Source organism: Leisingera sp. ABM4_101, assembly GCF_056158725.1.
The window spans coordinates 225,850-246,637 of record NZ_JBSWTV010000001.1 but is presented as its reverse complement, the minus strand read 5'-3'; the positions used below and the strand labels follow the sequence as shown (position 1 = coordinate 246,637).

General features: G+C 61.3%; 18 protein-coding genes. 11 read left to right on the top strand and 7 right to left on the bottom strand.

Annotated elements, in window-relative coordinates; genetic code table 11:
• Positions 1-101: 101 nt before the first annotated feature.
• From ACXAEK_RS01085 to ACXAEK_RS01045, 9 genes are all read left to right on the top strand, one after another.
• On the top strand, positions 102-2,081 hold the full coding sequence (locus tag ACXAEK_RS01085; protein WP_475039275.1) for a CocE/NonD family hydrolase: 1,980 nt from the start codon (positions 102-104) through the stop codon (positions 2,079-2,081).
• 22 nt (positions 2,082-2,103) lie between these two features.
• On the top strand, positions 2,104-3,666 hold the full coding sequence (locus ACXAEK_RS01080; RefSeq protein ID WP_475039273.1) for an ABC transporter substrate-binding protein: 1,563 nt from the start codon (positions 2,104-2,106) through the stop codon (positions 3,664-3,666).
• A gap of 111 nt (positions 3,667-3,777) precedes the next feature.
• Positions 3,778-4,716, top strand: a complete 939-nt coding sequence (locus ACXAEK_RS01075) for an ABC transporter permease (protein WP_475039271.1) — start codon at positions 3,778-3,780, stop codon at positions 4,714-4,716.
• A gap of 14 nt (positions 4,717-4,730) precedes the next feature.
• Positions 4,731-5,588: an ABC transporter permease gene (locus ACXAEK_RS01070; protein ID WP_475039269.1), complete on the top strand. Its 858-nt coding sequence runs from the start codon at positions 4,731-4,733 to the stop codon at positions 5,586-5,588.
• Positions 5,585-6,565, top strand: coding sequence for an ABC transporter ATP-binding protein (locus tag ACXAEK_RS01065; protein ID WP_475039268.1), 981 nt, complete (start codon positions 5,585-5,587; stop codon positions 6,563-6,565). The genes ACXAEK_RS01070 and ACXAEK_RS01065 overlap by 4 nt, the downstream gene beginning before the upstream one ends.
• On the top strand, positions 6,562-7,500 hold the full coding sequence (locus ACXAEK_RS01060) for an oligopeptide/dipeptide ABC transporter ATP-binding protein (protein ID WP_475039267.1): 939 nt from the start codon (positions 6,562-6,564) through the stop codon (positions 7,498-7,500). The genes ACXAEK_RS01065 and ACXAEK_RS01060 overlap by 4 nt, the downstream gene beginning before the upstream one ends.
• On the top strand, positions 7,497-8,285 hold the full coding sequence (locus ACXAEK_RS01055) for an SDR family NAD(P)-dependent oxidoreductase (protein ID WP_475039265.1): 789 nt from the start codon (positions 7,497-7,499) through the stop codon (positions 8,283-8,285). Before ACXAEK_RS01060 ends, ACXAEK_RS01055 begins: the two co-directional genes overlap by 4 nt.
• Before the next feature lie 18 nt (positions 8,286-8,303).
• Positions 8,304-9,926, top strand: coding sequence for an amidohydrolase (locus ACXAEK_RS01050; protein ID WP_475039263.1), 1,623 nt, complete (start codon positions 8,304-8,306; stop codon positions 9,924-9,926).
• A 5-nt stretch (positions 9,927-9,931) separates the two neighbouring features.
• On the top strand, positions 9,932-11,428 hold the full coding sequence (locus ACXAEK_RS01045) for a M81 family metallopeptidase (protein WP_475039261.1): 1,497 nt from the start codon (positions 9,932-9,934) through the stop codon (positions 11,426-11,428).
• 59 nt (positions 11,429-11,487) lie between these two features.
• On the opposite strand, the gene ACXAEK_RS01040 is transcribed toward ACXAEK_RS01045, so the two are convergent.
• From ACXAEK_RS01040 to ACXAEK_RS01025, 4 genes are all read right to left on the bottom strand, one after another.
• Positions 11,488-11,991, bottom strand: coding sequence for a universal stress protein (locus ACXAEK_RS01040; RefSeq protein ID WP_475039259.1), 504 nt, complete (start codon positions 11,989-11,991; stop codon positions 11,488-11,490).
• A 17-nt stretch (positions 11,992-12,008) separates the two neighbouring features.
• Entirely contained in the window at positions 12,009-13,349 is a 1,341-nt protein-coding gene (locus tag ACXAEK_RS01035) for a TRAP transporter large permease (protein ID WP_475039257.1), read from the bottom strand.
• Positions 13,350-13,367: 18 nt separating this feature from the next.
• Positions 13,368-13,904, bottom strand: coding sequence for a TRAP transporter small permease (locus ACXAEK_RS01030; protein WP_475039255.1), 537 nt, complete (start codon positions 13,902-13,904; stop codon positions 13,368-13,370).
• Between the two features lie 71 nt (positions 13,905-13,975).
• On the bottom strand, positions 13,976-14,989 hold the full coding sequence (locus ACXAEK_RS01025; RefSeq protein ID WP_019294599.1) for a TRAP transporter substrate-binding protein: 1,014 nt from the start codon (positions 14,987-14,989) through the stop codon (positions 13,976-13,978).
• A 169-nt stretch (positions 14,990-15,158) separates the two neighbouring features.
• Between ACXAEK_RS01025 and ACXAEK_RS01020 the strand changes: the two genes are divergently transcribed.
• Positions 15,159-16,094 carry a LysR family transcriptional regulator gene (locus ACXAEK_RS01020; RefSeq protein WP_475039252.1) on the top strand — a complete coding sequence of 312 codons (936 nt, stop codon included), beginning with the start codon at positions 15,159-15,161 and terminating at the stop codon, positions 16,092-16,094.
• Positions 16,095-16,100: 6 nt separating this feature from the next.
• Here ACXAEK_RS01020 and ACXAEK_RS01015 read toward each other — a convergent pair whose 3' ends face one another.
• Together ACXAEK_RS01015 and ACXAEK_RS01010 are read right to left on the bottom strand one after the other, a co-directional pair.
• A complete protein-coding gene (locus ACXAEK_RS01015) occupies positions 16,101-17,027 on the bottom strand; it encodes an endonuclease/exonuclease/phosphatase family protein (RefSeq protein WP_475039250.1) in 927 nt (308 codons plus the stop codon).
• A gap of 68 nt (positions 17,028-17,095) precedes the next feature.
• Entirely contained in the window at positions 17,096-18,679 is a 1,584-nt protein-coding gene (locus ACXAEK_RS01010) for an ABC transporter substrate-binding protein (protein WP_475039248.1), read from the bottom strand.
• A gap of 160 nt (positions 18,680-18,839) precedes the next feature.
• Here ACXAEK_RS01010 and pdxR point away from each other — a divergent pair, with 160 nt between their 5' ends.
• Complete coding sequence (pdxR, locus tag ACXAEK_RS01005; protein ID WP_475039247.1) at positions 18,840-20,318, top strand: MocR-like pyridoxine biosynthesis transcription factor PdxR; 1,479 nt, start codon at positions 18,840-18,842, stop codon at positions 20,316-20,318.
• On the opposite strand, the gene ACXAEK_RS01000 is transcribed toward pdxR, so the two are convergent.
• Positions 20,315-20,764, bottom strand: coding sequence for an Lrp/AsnC family transcriptional regulator (locus tag ACXAEK_RS01000; RefSeq protein WP_475039246.1), 450 nt, complete (start codon positions 20,762-20,764; stop codon positions 20,315-20,317). The two genes, pdxR and ACXAEK_RS01000, sit on opposite strands and share 4 nt — an antisense overlap.
• Between the last annotated feature and the right edge of the window lie 24 nt (positions 20,765-20,788).

Here is a 20,788-nt window from a genome sequence, read left to right as displayed (position 1 = left end):
GCTAGTGTGTTGCGGGTCGCGTCACTTCGCGCATGTTTGCACAATTCCGTCAATGGCAAATCCGGGGTCTCTGGAGGGCATCACCCCGCCTGGAGACCCCAATGTCCGTCACCTGCATCGAAAACCAATGGCTTCCCCTGCCGGACGGGCGGCGGTTGGCGGTGCGGATGTGGATGCCGGAAGAGAGCGGGCCGTTTCCGGCCATACTCGAATACCTGCCCTACCGGAAACGCGACGGCACCACAGCGCGGGATGAGACCACGCACCCGGTGTTTGCCGCCGAAGGCTATGCCTGCGTTCGGGTGGATATCGCTGGCACCGGCGACAGCGAGGGCGTCTTTGACGACGAATATTCCGAGCAGGAGCTGAGCGATGGCGAAGCGGTTTTGGAATGGATTGCCGCACAGCCCTGGTGCACCGGCCGGGTGGGGATGATCGGTATCAGCTGGGGCGGGTTCAACGGGCTGCAGCTAGCCTTCCGCCGGCCGGAGGCGCTGAAAGCGGTGGTCACAGTGGCCTCTGCTGTGGACCGTTACGAGGATGACATCCACTACATGGGCGGCTGCCTGGTTGGCGACAACGCCAACTGGGGCGCGCAGATGTTTGCCTATTTGACCCGCCCCGCCGACCCGGAACTGCGTGCCGATTGGCGCGAGGACTGGATTGCCCGGATGGAGAATGCCCCGTTCTGCGCCGTGGACTGGATGCGCCATCCGCTGCGGGACGGCTACTGGATGCACGGTTCGGTCTGCGAGGACTGGCCGGCGATCCAGGTGCCGGTTCTGGCCTTGACCGGCTGGGCTGATCCTTACGTGAACACGCCTCCGGCGCTGGCGGCCAACTTGCAAGCACCTTCCAAGGCTCTGATCGGCCCGTGGGAGCATCGCTACCCCCATATCTCCAAGCTGGAGACATCGGATTTCCATTCCGAGGTGCTGGGCTGGTTTGACCGCTGGCTGAAGCAAGAGCAGAATGGCGCGGAGGATCTGCCGACCTACCGCGCCTTTATGCAGGAGCATTGCAACCCCGTGGCGCAGAATTCCCCGCGCCGGGGACACTGGGTGGCTGAGGCAGAATGGCCCTCGTCCAATGTGTCCGAAGCTGTTTGGCACCTGGTTCCTGGTGGGTTCTCGGATACCGCAGTGCAGGGGGCACTGACGATTGCTTCGCCCGCAAACCTCGGCCAGGCCGGCGGCTATTTCTGCCCCGGCATGCGGATCGACAACGAACTTGCGGGCGATCAGGCAGAAGATGATGCGCTGTCGGTCTGTTTCGACAGCGAGGCGCTGGAAGCGCCGCTGGAACTGCTGGGCCGCGCCAGGCTTCGTCTGCGGTTTTCCGTGGACAAGCCGGTGGCCCAGGTTACCGCGCGGCTCTGCGATGTCGCGCCCGGAGGCGTTTCGCAGCGGGTCACCTTCCGGCCCTTGAATTTGACCCATCACAGCGGCCACGAGACACCGGAGGCGCTGGTTCCAGAGCAGGTTTATGAAGCAGAGATAGCGCTCAATGAATGTGCCCATCATCTGCGCGCAGGGCATCAGCTGCGGCTGGCGCTGTCTGCCGCCTACTGGCCGATGATCTGGCCCGCACCGGAGGCCGCGAAGGTAACCCTTCACTTGGAGGGCTGTTCCCTGCATTTGCCGGTCCGGGAGGCGGCTGTAGAAGCTGATCCGGCAAATCCCGGCCCGGCGCAGGATTTCCCAAACCTGCAGGCCGAGGAGCTGCGTGCTGCCTCGGGATCATCCGGACGCAAGGTGCTGGAGGACGGCACCGTGGTTCTGGAAACCTTTGACGATTTCGGTGAGGCGCGCGATCCTTACCACGGGCTAGCCTCCGGCAGCCACGTGGCAATGCGCTATGCCATTCACCCCGATGACCCGGCCTCGGCCCGGTTCTGGACGAAGTGGCATTTCACCTTCCAGCGCGACGGCTGGCAGGTGGCCATCAGCACCGAAAGCACCATGCATTGCGACGGGCAGAATTTCTACCTGACCCGGAAATTGCGCGCCACGGAAGGCGCGGATGAAACGGAAGTTCTGGCAAAGGAATGGGCCGAGACCCTTCCGCGCGGGCTTCTGTGAACTGATCTTAAGGGAGGACACCATGAAGATCGAATGGACCAAGGCGCCGGTGGGACGCCGCAAGTTTCTGAAAGGCGCAACCGCACTGGGCGCCGCTGCTGTGCTGCCCATGGGGCTGGGCAGCCGCGCTATGGCGGCAGACGGAGGCACCTTGCGGGTGCGTTCCTACGGCGACCTGCAGAGCATTGATCCGGCTTATTCCAAAGGCGTGATCGACGAGGAAATCCACGCCTCGATCTACAACAAGCTGATCCAGTACAAGCCGGGCCGCGAATGGGACTGGCAAATGGATGCTGCTGCGATGATCGAGCAGGGCGATGAGACCCACATCAAATTTGCGCTGCGTGATGACATCGGGTTCACCAATGGCTTTGGCGCGATGACCGCCGAAGACGTGAAGTTCAGCTTTGAGCGCATTGTGGCGGATGAAACGGAAAGCCCGAACAAGCCCGACATGGGTCCGCTGAGCCATGTGGAAGTGACTGGCGAGCGCGAAGGCACCATCGTGCTGAACGAACCCTTTGCGCCGCTGTGGTCCATCGCGCTGCCCTATATCACTGGCAACATCGTGTCGAAAAAGGCCTGGGAAGCGGCGGGCGGCAAGGCAACCACTGATCCGCTGGCGGAATCCGGCCCCTACTTGCGCGACAGCTGGTCGCCGAAGGAAAAGACCGTGCTGAAGCGTAACCCGGATTGGAAGGGCGAGGCGCCGGCTTGGGACACTATCGAGATCCTGCCGATTGATGACGAGAACACTGCAGAGATCGCGTTTGAAGCCGGAGAGCTGGACTTTACCCGGGTGTCGCTGGGGTCGGTTGAACGCTATCGCGCGGGGGTGCCGAATGGCGGCACGCTGCTGGAATACCCGTCGCTGTATTATGCCTGGCTGGGCATGAACCTGGATCACCCCAAGCTGCAGAACAAGAAGCTGCGTCAGGCAATTCAGCACGCAATCGACGTGCCCTCGGTTCTCGAAGCGGCGTATTTCGGCGCGGTCGAGCCTTCCACCGGCATCATTGCACCTGGCCTGCCTGGCAACCGGGCGCAGTCGCTGGTTCCGCCGCAGGCGGACTTTGAGAAGGCCGCTGCACTGCTGGCGGAATCCGGCGAAACCAACGTGACACTGAAACTCGACACGCTGAACAAGACCACCTTCACCACTGCCGCGCAGGTGATCCAGGCAACTCTGGCGCAAATCGGCATCACGGTAGAGGTCAACGTGCTGGAATCCGGGGCCTTCTGGGCCAGCGCCGACAACGAGGACCTGCAGCTGGTGTTGAACCGCTATTCGATGACACCGGATCCGTACTATGCGACTTCCTGGTTCACCACCGAACAGGTCGGCCATTGGAACTGGGAGCAGTTCAGCAATGAAGAGTTTGATCAGATCCACAACTCTGCCTATCAGCTGACCGATCAGGCCAAACGGGACGAGATGTACCAGCGTGCGCAGGACCTGATGGAAGAGAGCGGCGCCTACCGCTTCCTGACTCATGAGGCAACTCCGGTGATCCATTCGGCAGGCGTCGTGCCGGCATTGCGCCCCGACGGGCTGGCGTTGCTGCGCTACTTCGGCAAAGCCTGATACTTTTTCAGATCCGGTCCTCCCCCTGGGTCTGATCTGGCGCGGCTGCAATTTGCGGTGCAGCCGTGCCGTTTTCCTACCGCAGAGCGAAAATAAGGGAGCCATGCGGCCATGTTACTTTATGCAACCCGGCGGTTCGGGCTGGCATTGCTGATCCTGATCGTGGCGGTCACCGCCATGTTCCTGATGATCCGTGCCGTGCCCGGCGATCCGGTCCAGATCATGCTGGGCCCGCGCGCCACGCCAGAGCTGCAGGCGCGGCTGACGGCAGAGCTGGCACTGGACCAGCCGGTCTGGAGACAGCTTCTAATCTTCTACGGCAATCTGATGCAGGGCGACCTGGGGATCGACGTGTTCTCGGGCCGTTCGGTGACCGAGATCGTGTTCCAGCAGCTGCCGCATACCCTGTGGCTGATCCTAGGGTCGATCACCTGGTCCGCTACGCTGGGCATCGCTCTTGGCGCCTATGCCGCTGCGCATCCCAACACGTTGATCGACAGGATTACTGCGGCTATTTCAGTTAGTTTTGTCGCTGCGCCAGCCTTTGTGGTTGCGCTGCTGTCGCTGCTGATCTTTGCGGTGCATCTGCAGTGGTTCCCGGCCATTGGCGCCGGCGAGGGTTTTTGGGGGCGCCTTAACCACTTGGTGCTGCCGGCCTTTGCCATCGGCCTCAGTTGGGTCGGCTATATCGCCCGCCTGGTCCGCGCCTCGATGCTGGAAGTGATGGGCGAAAGCCACATCCGCACTGCCCGCGCCTTTGGCATCAACGAGCGCCGGGTAGTGATGGTCTATGCCTTGCGCATTGCCATCCTGCCGGTGGTGACGGTGATCGGCGTCGGCATGGGGTTCCTGCTGTCCTCCGCCGTCTTTGCCGAGATCGTCTTTGCCCGCCCCGGCCTGGGCAAGCTGGTGATCGACAGCATCACCACCCGCAATTACCCGATCGTGATGGGGTCGGTGCTGATCTCAACCGGCCTTTTTGTGGTTTCCACCGCATTGGCCGACCTGATCAACGCCTGGCTCGACCCCCGCGCCCGCACGGCGAATTAAGGAGGGCGTGAGATATGGCTAAATCCCGTTCCGAACTGGGCCAGATCCTCACTGGCGTCGCCCGCGACCCGCTGGGGCTGATGGGGCTGATCATCGTCGGCACCATCGTGTTCTGCGCCATCTTTGCCTACTGGATCGTGCCCTACGATCCCGTGGCGATGAACATCAAGGACCGGCTGCAAGGCCCGTCCGCCGCGCATCTGCTGGGCACCGACCAGCTGGGCCGCGATACGTTTTCCCGCGTTGTCATGGGTGGTCAGGTCGCGTTGAAAGTCGCACTGCCGGCCGTCTTTGGCGCCATGGCTATCGGTCTGACGCTGGGCATGATTGCAGGCTACGGGCCAAAGTGGCTCGACAACCTTTTGATGTTGTTCTTTGACACCATCCGCTCCTTCCCGACGGTGATGTTTGCACTGGCTGTGGTGGCGCTGGTGGGGCCGAGCCTGCAAACGGTGGTGTTTGTGGTCATGGCGACCTCAATCCCGACCTATGGCCGGGTGGCGCGGACCCAGACGCTGACCCTGCGCAACTCCGAATTCATCCTGGCCGAACGCTCTATGGGCGCCAGCATGACCCGCATCCTGGGCGTGCATATGCTGCCCAACATCGTTGGCGTGCTGGCGGTGCTGGCGGCAATGGACATCCCCACCGTGATCGCGCTGGAGGCGGGGCTGTCCTTCCTTGGCCTTGGTGTGAAACCGCCGACGCCCAGCTGGGGCGCGCTCTTGAAAGACGGCTATTCGCTGATCCGCCAGACCCCGTGGCTGGTGGTGGGCGGCGGCTTGCCGATCATCCTGGCGACACTTGGCTTCACCTTCCTAGGCGAGTCCTTGCGTGACGTGGTTGACCCAAAACTGAGGAAACAGCGATGACCGATACACTTCTGGAAATCGACCGCCTCAGCGTCGACTATGAGACCGCCCGCGGCGACCTGAAGGCCTTGCGCGATATCAGCTTTGATGTGCGCAAAGGCGAGATTGTCGGCATCGTCGGCAAGTCGGGATGCGGTAAATCCACCCTGATCTCGTCCATTCTGCGGCTGACCGCGCCGAACACGCGGTTCCGCCAGGGCGAGGTGCGGTTCAAGGGCGACGATCTGCTGAAACTGCCGGAACGCAAGATGCGGGATCTGCGCGGCGCCGATATCTCCATCGTGTTCCAGGACCCGATGCAGACGCACAACCCGGTGCTGTCCATCGGCCAGCAGATGCTGGATATTCAGCACCGCTCCAAGACGTCCAAACCCGAGAAGCGCGCACGCGCCGCGCAAATGCTGGGCGCCGTCGGTATTCCCGATCCGGAGGCCCGGCTGGATCAGTTCCCGCATGAGTTCTCCGGTGGCATGCGCCAGCGTATTGCCATTGCCATGGCGCTGATGTCGGAACCGGATCTGCTGATCGCGGATGAGCCGACCACGGCGCTGGATGCGACGCTGGAGGTGCAGATCATCGAACGCCTGCAGGAACTGCAGCAGCAGTTCAATTGCGCCATCCTGTTCATCTCGCACCATCTTGGCGTGATTGCCGAGCTCTGCGACCGGGTGGTGGTGATGTATGCCGGCGCGGTGGTCGAAAGCGGCGAGGTGCGCGAGATCTTCCATGATCCCAAGCACCCCTACACCCGCCGCCTGATCGACTGCGACCCGGGCCACATCAAGGAACGCGCCCGGGTGCTGCCGACCATCCCCGGCGAAGTACCAGACCTGGCCAACCTGCCCGGCGGCTGCATCTTCCGCGACCGCTGCGATTTGGCCATGCCGCGCTGCGCATCGCAGGTGCCACCGCTTGCGAAGTTGAAAGAGGGCCACCACGCCGCCTGCTGGCTGAATCATGAGGAGGCCGCCGGATGACCTTGCTGGATGTGAAGAACCTCAAGACCAGCTATGGGCCGGTCAATGTGCTGGCCGGTGTCAGCTTTGCCGTGGAGCCGGGCGAAACTTATGCTTTGGTCGGCGAAAGCGGCTCTGGCAAGACCACGGTGATCCGTGCCATTGCCGGGCTGGCGCCGGCGCAGGAGGGTTCGGTCAAGTTCGACGGGCAGGAGATCCGCGGCGCCTCTGAGCGCACCCTGCGGCCGCTTCGCAAGGACATTGCGATGATGTTCCAGGACCCGGTCGGCAGCCTGTCGCCGCGCCTGACGATCCGCAGCCTGATCACCGAACCCTACCGTATCCAGGGCATGAAGGACCGTGATCTGGATGCCGAGGCCAAACGCCTCTTGGAGATGGTGAACCTGCCCGCGCATTTCGCCGACCGCTACCCGTATCAGCTGTCCGGCGGCCAGGCGCGGCGGGTGGGTGTGGCCCGTGCCCTGGCGCTGGAGCCCAAGCTGATCCTGGCGGATGAACCCACTGCGGGCCTCGACGTGTCGGTGCAGGGGGAACTGCTGAACCTGCTCAACGACCTGCGCGAGCGGCTGGGGCTGGCGATGGTGATCATCACCCACAACCTCAACGTCGTGCGCCATGTGGCCGACCGGATGGGCATCATGTACCTGGGCCGGCTGGTCGAGGAAGGCAGCACCGAGGCGGTCTTTCACGACCCCCGACACCCCTACACCCGCTGCCTGCTGTCAGCCAACCCGGAACCCGATCCGGATGCGCGCCTTGAGCGTATCGCCCTGAAAGGCGAGCCGCCCAGCCTGCTCAAACGCCCCTCCGGCTGCGAGTTCCGCGAGCGCTGCCCCTTTGCCCAGGAGATCTGCACCCAGACTCCGCAATGGGAAGTGGATAACGGCCATGGTCTCCGCTGCCTGGCGCCGCTGCACCAGGGCCGGGCTGCATGACCCGATTTGCAGGCAAAACCGTCCTGATCACGGGCGGCCACACCGGTATCGGCTTTGGCATCGCCGAGCGCTTTGCCCGAGAAGGCGCCGATCTGATCCTGGCCGGGCGAAACCAGGCAAAGGGCGATACCGCGGCGGAGAAGCTTGCGGCGCAAGGTGCAAACGCCCGGTTCCTGTCCGCGGACCTGTCGCGCGAGGAGAACGTGCGCGAAATGGCCGCCGGGCTGGAGCGGCTCGACGTGCTGGTCAACAATGCGGGCCTCGGCAGCCGCCGTATTGAACACGCCCCCGGGGAAAGCCCCGGCACCCGCTGGGACCGCATCCGAGGTGCCAATCAGGACAGCACTTACCTGTTGACCGCACATTGCCTGCCCCTTCTCAAAGCCTCCGGCGGATCGGTGGTCAACATCTCTTCGACCGCCACGTGGCATGGCAATTGGGGACTTTATGGCGTTGCCAAGGCCGGGGTTGAGGCCCTGACCCGCGCCTTTGCCGCCGAGGCCGCACCGGTGCGGGTCAATGCCGTCAGTCCGGGCTGGATTGCCAATGATATCAACGCCTCCGCCTCGGGTAATGCGGATGGCAACTGGGACTTGCCGCCCTCGCTGCTGGACCGCATTGGCACGCCGTCTGAAATCGCGGGCGCGGTGGTCTTTCTGGCCTCCGAAGACGCGTCCTTTGTTACCGGCCAGACACTGATCGTGGACGGCGGGCTGACCCTGATCGACTACCCCTCCCGCCCTCTGCTGGCGCAGCGCGGGCAGGTTCTGAAATCCCAAGACTGAACACCGGAAAGCCAAGCCATGACATCCGTGCTGTATTTCAACGGCCCGATCCTGACGATGGATGCGGCCAATTCGACGCCTGAGGCAGTGCTGACCGAAGGCCAAACCATTCGCGCCGCCGGCAGTGAAGCAGAGCTGCGCGCGCAGATGCCCGCGGGCACACAGGAAGCGGACCTGCAAGGCCAGACCCTGATCCCCGCTTTCATTGATCCGCACGGGCATTTTCCAGACCCGGGCTTTATCCGGCTGTTCCGGGTCGACCTGGCCTCACCGCCGCGCGGCGACTGCCCGGACATTCCCGCAGCACTGGAACGGCTGCGGGCCAAGGCCGCGGAAACCCCTGCCGGTGAATGGGTGATGGGGGTTCTGTTCGACAACACCGCCATTGCCGAGGGCCGGATGCCGACGCGCAGCGAGCTGGACAGTGTCTCGACCGAACATCCGGTCTGGGTGATCCACGCCTCGGGCCACAATGGGTCTGCGAACTCAATGGCGCTGGAGAAGCACGGGGTGAACCGGGACACGCCCGACCCTCTGGGCGGCCAATTCGGGCGCGATCCGGAGACCGGCGCGCTCACCGGGCTGATCGAGGGGCTTTCGGCGATGCGCGAGATGGGGGATACCGATTTCCTGATCGACCGCGAACGGTTCTGGGCCGGGTTCAACAGCTGCCGGGACGAATACCTGGCGCATGGCGTCACCTACGCGCAAAACGCCTGGGCCACCCGCGAGATGCTGGAGCACTTCGCCTCGCTGCCTGCGGATCAGGACCCGGGCTATGACCTGATGCTGCTGCCCATCGGCGAGCTGGAACCGGCGCTGACGGACGGCCCTGATCCACTCGATTGGCCCGGCAACCCGCATTTTACCCTGGGTCCGCGCAAACTGTTCACCGACGGGGCGTTCCAGTTGCAAACAGCCTTCCTCAGCGCACCTTACCACAAGCCAGTGGACCCGGAGCATCCTTGCGGCATGTCTTATGAATGCGCGGAGGAACACCGGCTTCAGGTCAAGAAACTGCACGACTTGGGTTATCAGATACACTGCCATTGCAACGGCGACGCCGGGGCGCAGATGTTTATCGATGCGGTGGCCGCCGCACTGGAAGCCAACCCGCGCGCCGATCACCGGCACACCATCATCCACGGGCAGGCCTTGCGCGACGACCAGCTGCAGCAGATGGCGAGGCTCGGCATCACCGTCAGCTTCTTCCCGGCGCATGTGCATTTCTGGGGCGACCGCCACTACGATACCTTCCTGGGGCCGGAACGGGCCGAGCGGATCTCACCCTGTGCCTCGGCCGAGCAGTATGGCGTGCGCTTCACCATCCACAACGACGCCTCGGTAACGCCAACGCGGCCCATCCATCTGGCTCATTGCGCAGTGAACCGGATCACCGCCGGCGGCCGCCGTCTGGGCGAGGCGCAGCGGATCAGTGCGCTGTCGGCCTTGCGGGCGCAGACCATCGACGCCGCCTGGCAGGTGTTCCAGGAGGACACCCGCGGCTCCATCGAGCCGGGCAAGCTGGCGGATCTAGCGGTGCTAAACAGCAACCCGCTGGAGGACCCTGACAACATCGAGACCACCAAGGTCACCCAAACCATCCGCCGCGGGCGGGTTGTCTGGGCACAGGAGCAGTGAGCACCATGCAGTCCAAACCGCGGATCGCCGTTGCCGGTTTTCAGCATGAAACCAATTGCTTCGGCACCACCAAGGCCGGGCTGGCGGAATTCGAGATGGCAAATTCCTGGCCCGCAATGCTGCACGGGAACGAGGTGATCGCCGAGACCCGCGGCATGAACCTGCCCATCGCGGGCTTTGCCAAGGCGGCAGAGGATGCTGGGATGGAACTGCTGCCGATCCTGTGGTGCTCCGCGGAGCCCTCGGCACAGGTGACCGATGATGCGTTTGAAACCATTTGCGCCAAGATCCTGGACGGCGTCCGTGCAGCCGGTGCGCTAGACGGGATCTACTTGGACCTGCACGGGGCAATGGTGACAGAGAGCCATCCCGATGGCGAAGGCGAGATTCTGCGCAGGATTCGGACGCTTGTGGGACCGGAGCTTCCAATCGTGGTTAGCCTGGACCTGCACGCCAATGTCTCGGCCGCCACGGTGGAGCTGGCGTCATACTTGGCAATTTTCCGCACCTACCCGCATCTGGACATGGGCGGCACCGGCGCGCGCTGCCTGCCTGTGCTGCAACGGCTGCTGACGGGCGAGACACTGCACAAGGCGTTCCGGCAGATGGATTACCTGATCCCACTGCACGCGCAGTACACCGGCGCCACGCCGGGTGAGGAGCTCTATGCCGCACTTCCGCCGCTGGAGGCGGACGGCGTTCTGGCCGATATCGCGCTGGGGTTCACCGCCGCGGACTTCCCGGATACACGGCCATCCTGCGTTGCCTATGGCGCCACGGCTGAGGCCGTGGAAGATGCCGCGGACAGTATTTCTGCACTGTTCACCGCGCTGGAAGCAAACTCGGCCCACCCCATGCTATCGCCTCAGGAGGCCGCAGTCATTGCCTGCGAGCCAAGGACGGGCAAGCCCGTAGTGCTGGCCGATGTACAGGACAACCCAGGCGCGGGCGGCACCTCGGATACTACCGGGATGCTGGCTGCACTGGCGGCAGCTGGCGCGCAAGGCGTGCTGTCGGGCCTGTTTCATGATCCCGAAGCCGCGGCCATGGCCCATGCACTGGGGCGCGGAGGGGTGTTCCGGGCAGCGCTTGGCGGACGGTCGGGCGTTGCGGGTGATGCACCGTTTGAAGCGGAGTTCGAAGTGGTGGCTCTCAGCGACGGCACCTGCCGCTACACTGGTGAAATGTACGGCGGCGGTGTGGCAACGCTGGGCCTGACAGCAGCTTTGCGGCTGGCAAACTCAGATGCAGATATCACCCTGGTCGTTACCAGCATCCGCAATCAGTGCCTGGACCTGGCGCATTTCACCCATCTGGGGCTGGAGCCGCAGGCCTTCCGCACAGTTTGTGTCAAAAGCACCGCCCACTTCCGCGCCGATTTCGAACCAGTCGCAAGTGCCGTCTACCCGGTGGCCGCACCAGGTGTTTTCCCCTGCGACCTGCAGAGCGTCTCCTATAGCAACCTGCACCCGGACGTTAGAACCGCCCCTGCACAGGGCTGACACCTGTCGGCAAGGGCGGTCTTCGCAAGCAGCCTGAGATTGGCTGCTTGCGGGGAGGATCAGTCCTCGTCGTCGCCGTTGTTGTAAGGCACCACCAGAGTCGGGATCTGTGAGCGGCGCAGAACCCGCTTAGCGACGGTCCCCAGGAAAGTGTGCGAGAACCCATGGTCATGGGCCCCCAGCACAATCAGATCACAGCCCAGCTCGACCGAGCGGCGCAGGATCACCTCCGCCGGGTGGCCGTCGGTCACCTCAATTGAGCTTACTTGATCGCGGATCCTGGCGTCATCGCCTTCGAGGGCAGCCCAGAAACGGGCCTGGCGTTCGGCCAGAACCTTTTTGACCATTTCATGCCGCCGCTTGGCCGCGGACTTGCGCGTTTCATCGTTCAGCACGAACATCTCGAAGGTGATCTTGGCATCCTCCGAGATCGGTTCATTCACGTGCAGCACGTGAATTTCCGCCTTAGTGGCCTGCGCCAGGCTGGCTGCATGGCGCAAAGCATGGGTGGAATTATGCGACAGATCCGTTGCAAACAGGATGTTTGTGATCATCGGTTTCATATCAGTCCCCTTTCAGATCAATAGCCAAACAGCCGCGGAAGCCATAGCGAGATTTCCGGGAAGAAAGCGATGATGAAGATCGCAATCGTATTCACTGCAGCAAAGGGCAGGGCCCGGAGCGAGATCTGTTCGATCGAGATGTTCGAGATACCCGAGGCAATGAACAGGTTTTCACCCAGAGGCGGTGTCTGGAAACCGATACCCAAGGTACAGACCATCACCACGCCAAAGTGGATCGGGTCGATGCCCACCGAATAGGCAACAGGCAGCATCACCGGTACCAGGATCAGGATTGTTGCCAAGGTCTCCATGAACATGCCGACGAACAGCAGGAAGAAGATAATCAACGCCCAGATCACATAGAGGTTCTGGGTGAAGCTCAGCATGCTGTCGGCGATGATCGCCGGGATCTGATTTTCCACCAAAAGACGGCCGAACACGGTCGCGGTGAACAGGATCAGCAGAACGCGGCCTGTCAGCCAGGTCGTGGCTTCCAGCGACTGGAACAGCGACGACCATGTCAGCTCGCGGTAGATGAAAACACCCACCACAAGGGTGTAGAAGATTGCAACGATGGCAGCCTCGGTCGGAGTGAAGAAGCCGGTGTAGATGCCGCCCAGGATCACCAGCGGTGCCATCAGCGACCAGAATCCGCGGTACATTTCGCAACCGACATTGCGGATCGACCAGCCGTCGGACATGCCCTTGTAGCCGCGCTGTTTCGACATGAAGTAGTTCAGGATCAGCAAGCTGGTGGCGATCAGGAAGGCCGGCACAAAGCCTGCAATAAATAGTTTCGAGATCGAGACTGACTGGAAAGTGCCGTATTTTTCCACCGCTTCCGGCGGCGGTGCCATACCTAGGGCTGCAATGCCGAAGATCACCATCGGGATCGACGGCGGGATGATGATGCCGAGACCGCCAGAGGACGCGGTGACGGCAGAGGCATAACCCTTCTCATAGCCGCGGTTTATCATGGCCGGGATCATCAGCATGCCGACAGCAGCAGTGGTTGCCGGGCCGGAGCCGGAAATGGCGCCAAAGAACAGGCAAGCCATTACTGTGGCAGCGGAAATGCCCCCGGTGAAGGGCCCGGCCAGGCTTTCAGCGACGTTGATCAACCGTTTGGATATCCCCGCGGCCTCCATCAGGGCACCAGCCAGGATAAAGGCCGGCAGCGCCATCAGCGGGAAAGAGCCAACGGAGGTAAAGGCGATCTGCACGAATTTGATCGGGTTTTCGTCCAGATACAGGAAAGAGATGAGCGATGAGACCCCCAGCGCCACCGTGATTGGTGCGCCCAGGAGCAGAAGCAGCAGAAATGATCCAAACAGGATCGTGACGATTTCAGATTCCATTTTCTATCCCTCCCGTGATTACTTGCGGTCGTCTGCGCCAGTAGCGGCCTTGATTTCGTCAAGGTCGATCTGGTCGGGATCGTGGATCTCTTCGCCACGGATCAGTTTGCGGTAGTTCACCTGCAGGATGCGGATCGTCATCAGGGTGAAGGCGATGGGCAGAACCATGTAGATGTATTTCATCTCGATGCCCAAGGTCTGCGACTTCCAGAATTTGTTCATCTTGTTGAAGACAAAATCGGTGGCCAGCCACAGGAAATAACAGTTGAAGAACAGCCAGAAGAGATCGGCGAACGCCTCAACGTACTTGATCCAGCCGGCGGGCAGGAATTTGAACTGGAAGGTCACACGGTTATGCGCGCCCTTCAGTGCTGCATAGCTGGCGCCGAAGTAGACAAACCAGACGAACATGTAGACCGAGAGCTCTTCGATCCACGAAAAGGAATGCCCGAACACCTCGCGCGAGACGATTTGAACAAATAGCAGAATAACAAAGCCGGACAGCAATAGGCGGCAGATATAGCTTTCTATATTGTCCAGGAATTTCCAGAACATGTTGTACTCCTCCCCTGTGCAAAGCAGCGCACAAGGCGCTGCTTTGTTATTTTTATAGATTTGCCAGAGGCTTACTGAACCGGATCACGGCCGATGGTGGTCAGCACGGTGTTCAGTTTCTCGACACCGCCGATGGAGTCGTAGAACTGCGGCCACACGGCTTCGGTTGCCAGTTTGATGAATTCGGCTTCATCGTTTGCCGGATCGTCGATCTGCATGCCTTTGGCCAGCAGCTCTTCTTTGATCTGAGCCTCAATGTCGCGCAGGAACTGAGCCGACTTCACGGTTGCTTCCTTGCCTGCCTCGATCAGGATCTGCTGATCCTCTTCGGACAGGTCCTGAAACACCGCCTCAGACACGATCAGCGGCTCAATCGAGAAGATGTAACGCAGGTTGGTCACATATTCCTGCACTTCGTAGAACTTCATCGCGTTGATGGTCGTGTAGGGGTTGTCCTGACCGTCAACAACCTTGGTCTGCAGCCCGGTAAAGGTCTCAGACCAGGCCATCGGGGTCGGGTTGATGCCCCAGGACTTGTAGGTTTCGATCATGATCTCGTTTTTCGGAACGCGGATGACCAGATCCTGCAAGTCGGCCACGGTGGTGACCGGTTTTTTGGAGTTGGTCAGGCGGCGGAAGCCGGTGTAGGTCCAAGCCAGAATGCGCACGCCGGCATCGCGGATGGTGTTTTCGGTCAACTCCTGGCCGATCGGGCCCTGGGTCAGCTTTTCCGCATCTTCCAGCGACAGGATCACGTAGGGCAGGGTGAACACGCCAACGGTCGGCGAGAACGGAGTGACGTTGTTGATCGCCAGCAGCGACATGTCCAGGGTGCCAATGGCCGCCTCGTTCACAGTGTCCTGCTCAGAGCCCAGCTGGCCATTGAGGAACATGGTGCCGGTGTGCTTGCCGCCGGACTTTTCTTCCAGCGCCTCAATGAAGAATTTGCCGGTGCCTTCCTGCGAGCTGCCGGCGCCGTCGCCTACGGCGATTTTGAAGTTCTTGGCGGAAACAGCGCCGGTGGTCAGCATAGCGGCGGCGGAAACGGCCGCAGTCAGCGTGCAGACCTTCTTGAGAAATGACATAACTTCCTCCCGTATTGTCATCTTTGGGATCCAAGGTGCGCGCTGGCCCGCCCTCCACAGCGTTGCAGCCAGTCCGATCCATCCTTGGTCTGCGGGAAGCTACATTGCAGTTTATGTTTCGAGAATGTAAACTTATGAACGCAAGGTTTCACATATATCGAACTTGGAAATGAATCGAAAAACTCAGCTCAAACATGTTGCCGACGCAGATCTGAAATTGCTGCGGGTGTTCAAGGCGGTGGCAGAAAGCGGCGGACTGGCAGCCGCAGAAACCGAGTTGAACATCGGCAAATCGACGATCTCGAAATATATCGCCGATCTTGAGTTGCGCTTGGACCTTAAGCTGTGCAACCGCGGACCCGCCGGGTTTTCCCTGACCGACGACGGCACCAAGGTGCTGAAATCTGCCGAAGGTCTGCTGACGTCTGTTTCGGATTTCCGGGCCGAAGTGAATGAGATCAAGCAGCAGCTGGCCGGCACAATCCGGATTGCCCTGTTCGACCAATGCGCCTCCAATCCAGAGGCCTTTGTTCCCGGCGGTATCCGGGTCTTCAACAAGGCGGCGCCGTCGGTGGAGATCGAATTGTCGCTGGAACCGCCGAATGTGATTGAGACCAAGGTCATCAGCGGCCAGCTGGATATCGGCATTCTGGCTTTGCACCGGCCTTCTCCCAGTCTCGACTACATGCCGCTTTATGGTGAGAACATGTTTCTTTACTGCGGAAGGGGGCATCCGTTTTTCGACTGCGACCACGCTATCCTGGGGCTGCCTGATGTGCGGGCGATGAATTATGCGGGTATCCGGGTAAACTCGCCGAACCTGCATGTTGGTCAAAAACTCGGTTTCAGACGTGCCGCCAAGGTGCAGAATGAGCAGGCGCTTGCCATTCTGATCATGTCAGGCAGCTATCTGGGTTTTCTGCCGGATCATCTGGCGGCCGGGTTTGTTGGCAGCGGCCTGATGCGCAAGGTTCTGCCGCGGGAAATTTTCTACCGCACCCAATTTGCCGCAGTCACTCGCAAGCGTCCGGCCGTTAACCGCATAACCAAGCTGTTTCTTGATACACTGGTTGCCGCCCACTCCGGCCCGGCAGCTGAGGTTTGATGCGGATCAGACCCCGTGCAGTTCAACCCAATAGGGCTGATGGTCGGACCCATCGGCTGAGGTATCGACCCAAGCGCGGGACACAGCCCCTGCCAGCCCGGCGCTGAGCAGGCAGTAGTCGAGCCGCAAAGGTTCCGACGGCGCCCTGCCCGGCGGATCCGGCCACCAGGTATAGCCAGCATCATCCGCGCCGTTGTGCGCCGCATGCCAGCTGTCTGCAAAACTGTCCCAATGCAGGTTATGGCCGGTGGCCAGATCCGACTCGCCCATCAAGGCAGAATATTCCGGACTGTCCGGCACCATGTTGAAGTCGCCCATTAGGATCGTGTGGCGGGGCAGAGCGGGCTGGGTTTCGCCCTGGGCCCAGTCCATGGCATGGAAATTGGCCAGTTCGGCGGGATCATGCTCCGGTGCGGCGCCAGTCCAGGAGCCGCCGCGCGCCTGGGCACCCTGATGCAGGGAAATGAGATGCTGAATCTGTGCCAGTTTCTCCCGCCGGGAGGCGGACGAAAGGTGCAGCGAATAGACTCTGAGCGGACCTGCAGGCGCTGCCAGAACACATTCCAATGCTCCGGTTTCCATTCCCAGGCTGCGGGCAGTAGCGATCTTGGGCAGCAGGTGGCGGCGCACCTCTAAGATCCGGTATTTGGACAGCAGCATCACTCCAAACTGACGGCGCAGGTTTAAAACCTGGCCATCAGCACCGGTGCTGCCTGCATCCATGTCGAAGGCCGGGAAATAGCTCCAGTGGCAGTCCGGCAGCAGATCAGCCAGTAGCGCAGGCTGATCTGCCATGGCACTGCGGCGCCAGTTCCGTTCCACCTCTTGCAGCGCGATGACATCGGCATCGCGCACCGAGTTGGCAATCCGGCCATAATCATAGACCCCATCAGGGCCTAGCGCGTAACGAATGTTATAAGTAACCAACTTCATAAGATCGCCCTGAAAAAACGGCGGACGTCCGGGGGAAGGCCGCCCGCCGCAGTCTTCGGGATGTCAAGTTACAGCAGCCAGGTTTTCACCAGCGCGCCATCGTACATCATGCCGCCACCGGAATCATTCTCCCAGCCGCCGACCTGTTCGCTGACCGCGTCAATGAAGTCGTTGAACATCGGAATGATCGCGCCGCCCTCGTTGCCGACCATGACACTCATCTCACGGTACAGCGCAGTGCGCTTGGCGGTGTCCAGCTCACCCTTGGCCTGCAGCAGCAGCGCGTCGAAGTCTTCGCGCTTGAAACGGGTGTCATTCCAATCAGCGTCCGATTTATACGCGGTTGAGAACATCTGATCCTGCACCGGGCGGCCGCCCCAATAGGAGGCGCAGAAGGGCTCTTTGTTCCAGACCTCGGACCAGTAGCCGTCGCTGGGGACGCGCTCGATCTGCAGCGGAATGCCCGCCTTGGAGGCGCTTTGCTGGAACAGCTGCGCTGCATCCACCGCGCCCGGGAAGGCGGTGTCGGAGACCTTCATCACAATCGGGCCGTCATGGCCTGACTTCTGGTAGTAGTGGCGGGCCTGATCCGGATCATAGGCGCGCTGTTCGATATCATCCGAGAACAGCGGATAGGCGGCATTGATCGGAGAGTCATTTCCGACGCTGCCAAAGCCACGCAACACCTTGTCGACCATCTCCTGCCGATCGACCGCCAGTTTCAGCGCCATCCGCAGGTCGTTGCTGGCAAACGGCGGAGTGTCGCAATGCATCAGGAAGCAGTAATGGCCGCGCCCGGCAATGCTCTCAATTCGCAGGCCCGGCGCCCGGCCGAGCAGCTTGGCGATCTTCGGCGCCACCCGGTTGATGAAATGCACCTGGCCGCTCTGCAGCGCTGCAGTACGTGCAGTGTCATCGTTCAGCACCAGGATTTCGATCTCTTCGGCGTGGCCGCGGCCTTCGTCCCAGTAGTTGGCGAATTTCTTGAAGGCATGCCGAGCGCCGGGCTCGTTGACTTCCAGCGTGTAGGGGCCGCAACCGATGCCGGACGCCGGGGCATCCATGCCGCCACCGGGCTGCACCACCAGGTGGTAGTCGGCCATCAGATACGGCAGGTCGGCGTTCGGCGTGTCCAGGGTCACTCTGAAGTAATCGCCGTCGACCTTCATCGACTCGATGCCGCGCATGATGCCAAGCGCGCCGGACTGGCTGTCCTCGTTGGAGTGGCGCTGCATGGTTTTCAGCACGTCCTCCGGCGTCATGGTCTTGCCGTTGTGGAACTCAACGCCTTTGCGGATCTTGAAGGTCCAGGTCTTGGCGTCGGCGCTGGCTTCAACCAACTCTGCCAGACGCGGCACGATTTCCCCGTGCGTGTCAACTTCGACCAGCAGGTCGCCATAGGCGGTAAGCACGTTGTTGGCAACGGAACTGGCCGCCAGCGCCGGATCCAGGCTGTCAGTGCTGGCGCCGCCCTGCAGACCTGCGCGGAGCAGGCCGCCCTTCTTCGGACCTTCGGCACGCGCAGCCGAGGCTAGCAGGCTGTTGGCGCTGGCCGCGGCAACCCCCAAGGCCCCGGCACGGCCAATGAATTCCCGGCGGTTCATGAGGCCTTTGACCGCCTGTTCCACATAGTGGTTGATGATGTCAGACATGTTCTTCCCCTGCTGGCCGCACCGCGGCCGCTCTGGCCAGTGCAACCTTCTTACTGTTCGCAGGCCCGAGTCCGGGCTGATGAAGATGTGTTGACAGAAAATGGTTTTGCCTTCTACGGCCATTTTGATTAAATGATGCAAACCATTTTGAAGGTATCCCGTGCCGGAGCAAACGAAGCATTTTGCCCCGCTGCCGTTTCTGCAGCTGGACCGTGACTCAGCCACACCGCTTTATCTGCAGCTGGTCCAGCAGCTTCGCGGGATGATTCAGAACGGAGATATCAAGCCGGGACAGAAACTGCCCTCCACGCGCTGGCTGAAGGATCACCATGGCATCGCCCGCAGCACCCTGGTCGCCGCGTTTGAACAGTTGGTGAGCGAAGGGTACCTGCAAAGCCGGACCGGTTCCGGCACCTTTGTGAACCCGGAGTTCCCGGGCCTCACTCCCAATACCGGAAGCGCGGCAGAACCGCCCCGTCCGCCCAGGCTGTCACAGCGCGGAATGACAGCGGCCAAAGGGCTGGACCCGTCCTACTTTGACCCGGTCCGGGTGCGCCCGTTCCTGGCCAATATCCCAGCCATAGATTTGTTCCCGCACAAGATCTGGGGCCGTATTGAAAACCGGATCCGCAACCGTCTGGACAGCACGATGATGGCTTATGGCCAGCCCGGCGGCTACGCGCCGTTGCGTGAAGCGATTTGCGATTACGTACTGAACCGGCGCGGGCTGAAATGCAGCCCGGATCAGGTGATTGTTACCAACGGCTCCCAGCAGTCGCTCAATCTGATTGCGGCGCTGCTGCTTGATCCTGGCAGTAAAGTGCTGATGGAGGACCCCTCCAGCCCGGTTGTGCGGCTGAGTTTTCAGGCGCAAGGCGGGACAATTATGCCGGTTCCAGTGTCGGAAACCGGCGCCGCTGTGCCGGCGGACTGCCCGCAATCCAGGGGGGCACGGCTGGCCTACCTGACGCCCTCCTGCCAGTATCCGCTGGGCGCGGTGATGCCGATCGCACAGCGGCTGGAGTGGATGGATTGGGCCCGCCGCAACAGTGCCTGGCTAATCGAGGATGATCTGGACAATGAGTTCATGTTTGGCGGCCGCCCGGATCCGGCAATCTATTGCGACGATCATCAGGCGCGCACGATCTATGTTTCCAGCTTCAACAACGCGCTGTTCCCATCGCTGCGGCTGGGGTTCATCATCGCACCCGTGGCGCTGTCACGGCCGTTGATGGCGTTGAGTGCAATCACCGACCGCGGTCCCAACACTTGGCTGCAGGCGGTTCTGGCGGAGTTCATTGGCCAGGGCCATCTGAGCACCCATATGCGCCGTATGCACAGCGCCTATATTCGCCGCCGCAAGGCAATGTTCAGCAGTTTTGAACGCATTGCCAACCCGCAAGTTTTCCTGCGTCAGAACACCAGCGGCTTGCGGGTGATTGCTGATCTTCCTGCGGGAATTCAAGACATGGATGTTCTGGAACGGCTGGAAGCACGCGGGCTGTCAGCCTATGCGCTTTCTTATTATTGTGTGCAAAGGCAGGACCTTAACGGGCTGCTGCTGGGCTTTGGCTGCACTCACGAAGACGATATTCCCAACGCAGTGGAAACCCTGTGTGCCTGTTTGTCCGGCGCCTAAAGAATATCCAAAGAGACCTTGACCCGGTCCATCACCACTGAGGATGTAAATCGGCTGACATTGGATTCATCAAAGAAATACTCTTGGGTGAAGGTTTCGTATTCTTTTATGTCCTTGACGATGACAACCAGGATAAAATCCGCCTCACCCGTGGTGTAATAGCACTGCTGGACCTGCGGCGCCTTGCGCATCTTTCGTTTGAACGCATCCAAATGCATCCGGCTTTCACGCTCCAGCACGACCTGAACGATCACTGTCATTTCCCGTCCCAGTTTTGACGGGGACAAAAGCGCGATTTCCTTCTCGATCACGCCAGTGTCGCGCAGCTTCTTCAGCCGTTTCTGCACAGCCGGCGCCGACAGGCCGATTTCGTGGCTGATTGCTTCTGCAGTCAGTTGGGCATTCGATTGGATCAGCCGGAGTATATCGTGGTCTTTGTCGTCCATGACGAATTTTTCCTCTGGTTCGGC

Coding starts and splice junctions, on each gene's coding strand:
- ACXAEK_RS01085 (WP_475039275.1), top strand. CDS start 102: ATGTCCGTCACCTGCATCGAAAACCAATGGCTTCCCCTGCCGGACGGG.
- ACXAEK_RS01080 (WP_475039273.1), top strand. CDS start 2,104: ATGAAGATCGAATGGACCAAGGCGCCGGTGGGACGCCGCAAGTTTCTG.
- ACXAEK_RS01075 (WP_475039271.1), top strand. CDS start 3,778: ATGTTACTTTATGCAACCCGGCGGTTCGGGCTGGCATTGCTGATCCTG.
- ACXAEK_RS01070 (WP_475039269.1), top strand. CDS start 4,731: ATGGCTAAATCCCGTTCCGAACTGGGCCAGATCCTCACTGGCGTCGCC.
- ACXAEK_RS01065 (WP_475039268.1), top strand. CDS start 5,585: ATGACCGATACACTTCTGGAAATCGACCGCCTCAGCGTCGACTATGAG.
- ACXAEK_RS01060 (WP_475039267.1), top strand. CDS start 6,562: ATGACCTTGCTGGATGTGAAGAACCTCAAGACCAGCTATGGGCCGGTC.
- ACXAEK_RS01055 (WP_475039265.1), top strand. CDS start 7,497: ATGACCCGATTTGCAGGCAAAACCGTCCTGATCACGGGCGGCCACACC.
- ACXAEK_RS01050 (WP_475039263.1), top strand. CDS start 8,304: ATGACATCCGTGCTGTATTTCAACGGCCCGATCCTGACGATGGATGCG.
- ACXAEK_RS01045 (WP_475039261.1), top strand. CDS start 9,932: ATGCAGTCCAAACCGCGGATCGCCGTTGCCGGTTTTCAGCATGAAACC.
- ACXAEK_RS01040 (WP_475039259.1), bottom strand. CDS start 11,991: ATGAAACCGATGATCACAAACATCCTGTTTGCAACGGATCTGTCGCAT.
- ACXAEK_RS01035 (WP_475039257.1), bottom strand. CDS start 13,349: ATGGAATCTGAAATCGTCACGATCCTGTTTGGATCATTTCTGCTGCTT.
- ACXAEK_RS01030 (WP_475039255.1), bottom strand. CDS start 13,904: ATGTTCTGGAAATTCCTGGACAATATAGAAAGCTATATCTGCCGCCTA.
- ACXAEK_RS01025 (WP_019294599.1), bottom strand. CDS start 14,989: ATGTCATTTCTCAAGAAGGTCTGCACGCTGACTGCGGCCGTTTCCGCC.
- ACXAEK_RS01020 (WP_475039252.1), top strand. CDS start 15,159: ATGAATCGAAAAACTCAGCTCAAACATGTTGCCGACGCAGATCTGAAA.
- ACXAEK_RS01015 (WP_475039250.1), bottom strand. CDS start 17,027: ATGAAGTTGGTTACTTATAACATTCGTTACGCGCTAGGCCCTGATGGG.
- ACXAEK_RS01010 (WP_475039248.1), bottom strand. CDS start 18,679: ATGTCTGACATCATCAACCACTATGTGGAACAGGCGGTCAAAGGCCTC.
- ACXAEK_RS01000 (WP_475039246.1), bottom strand. CDS start 20,764: ATGGACGACAAAGACCACGATATACTCCGGCTGATCCAATCGAATGCC.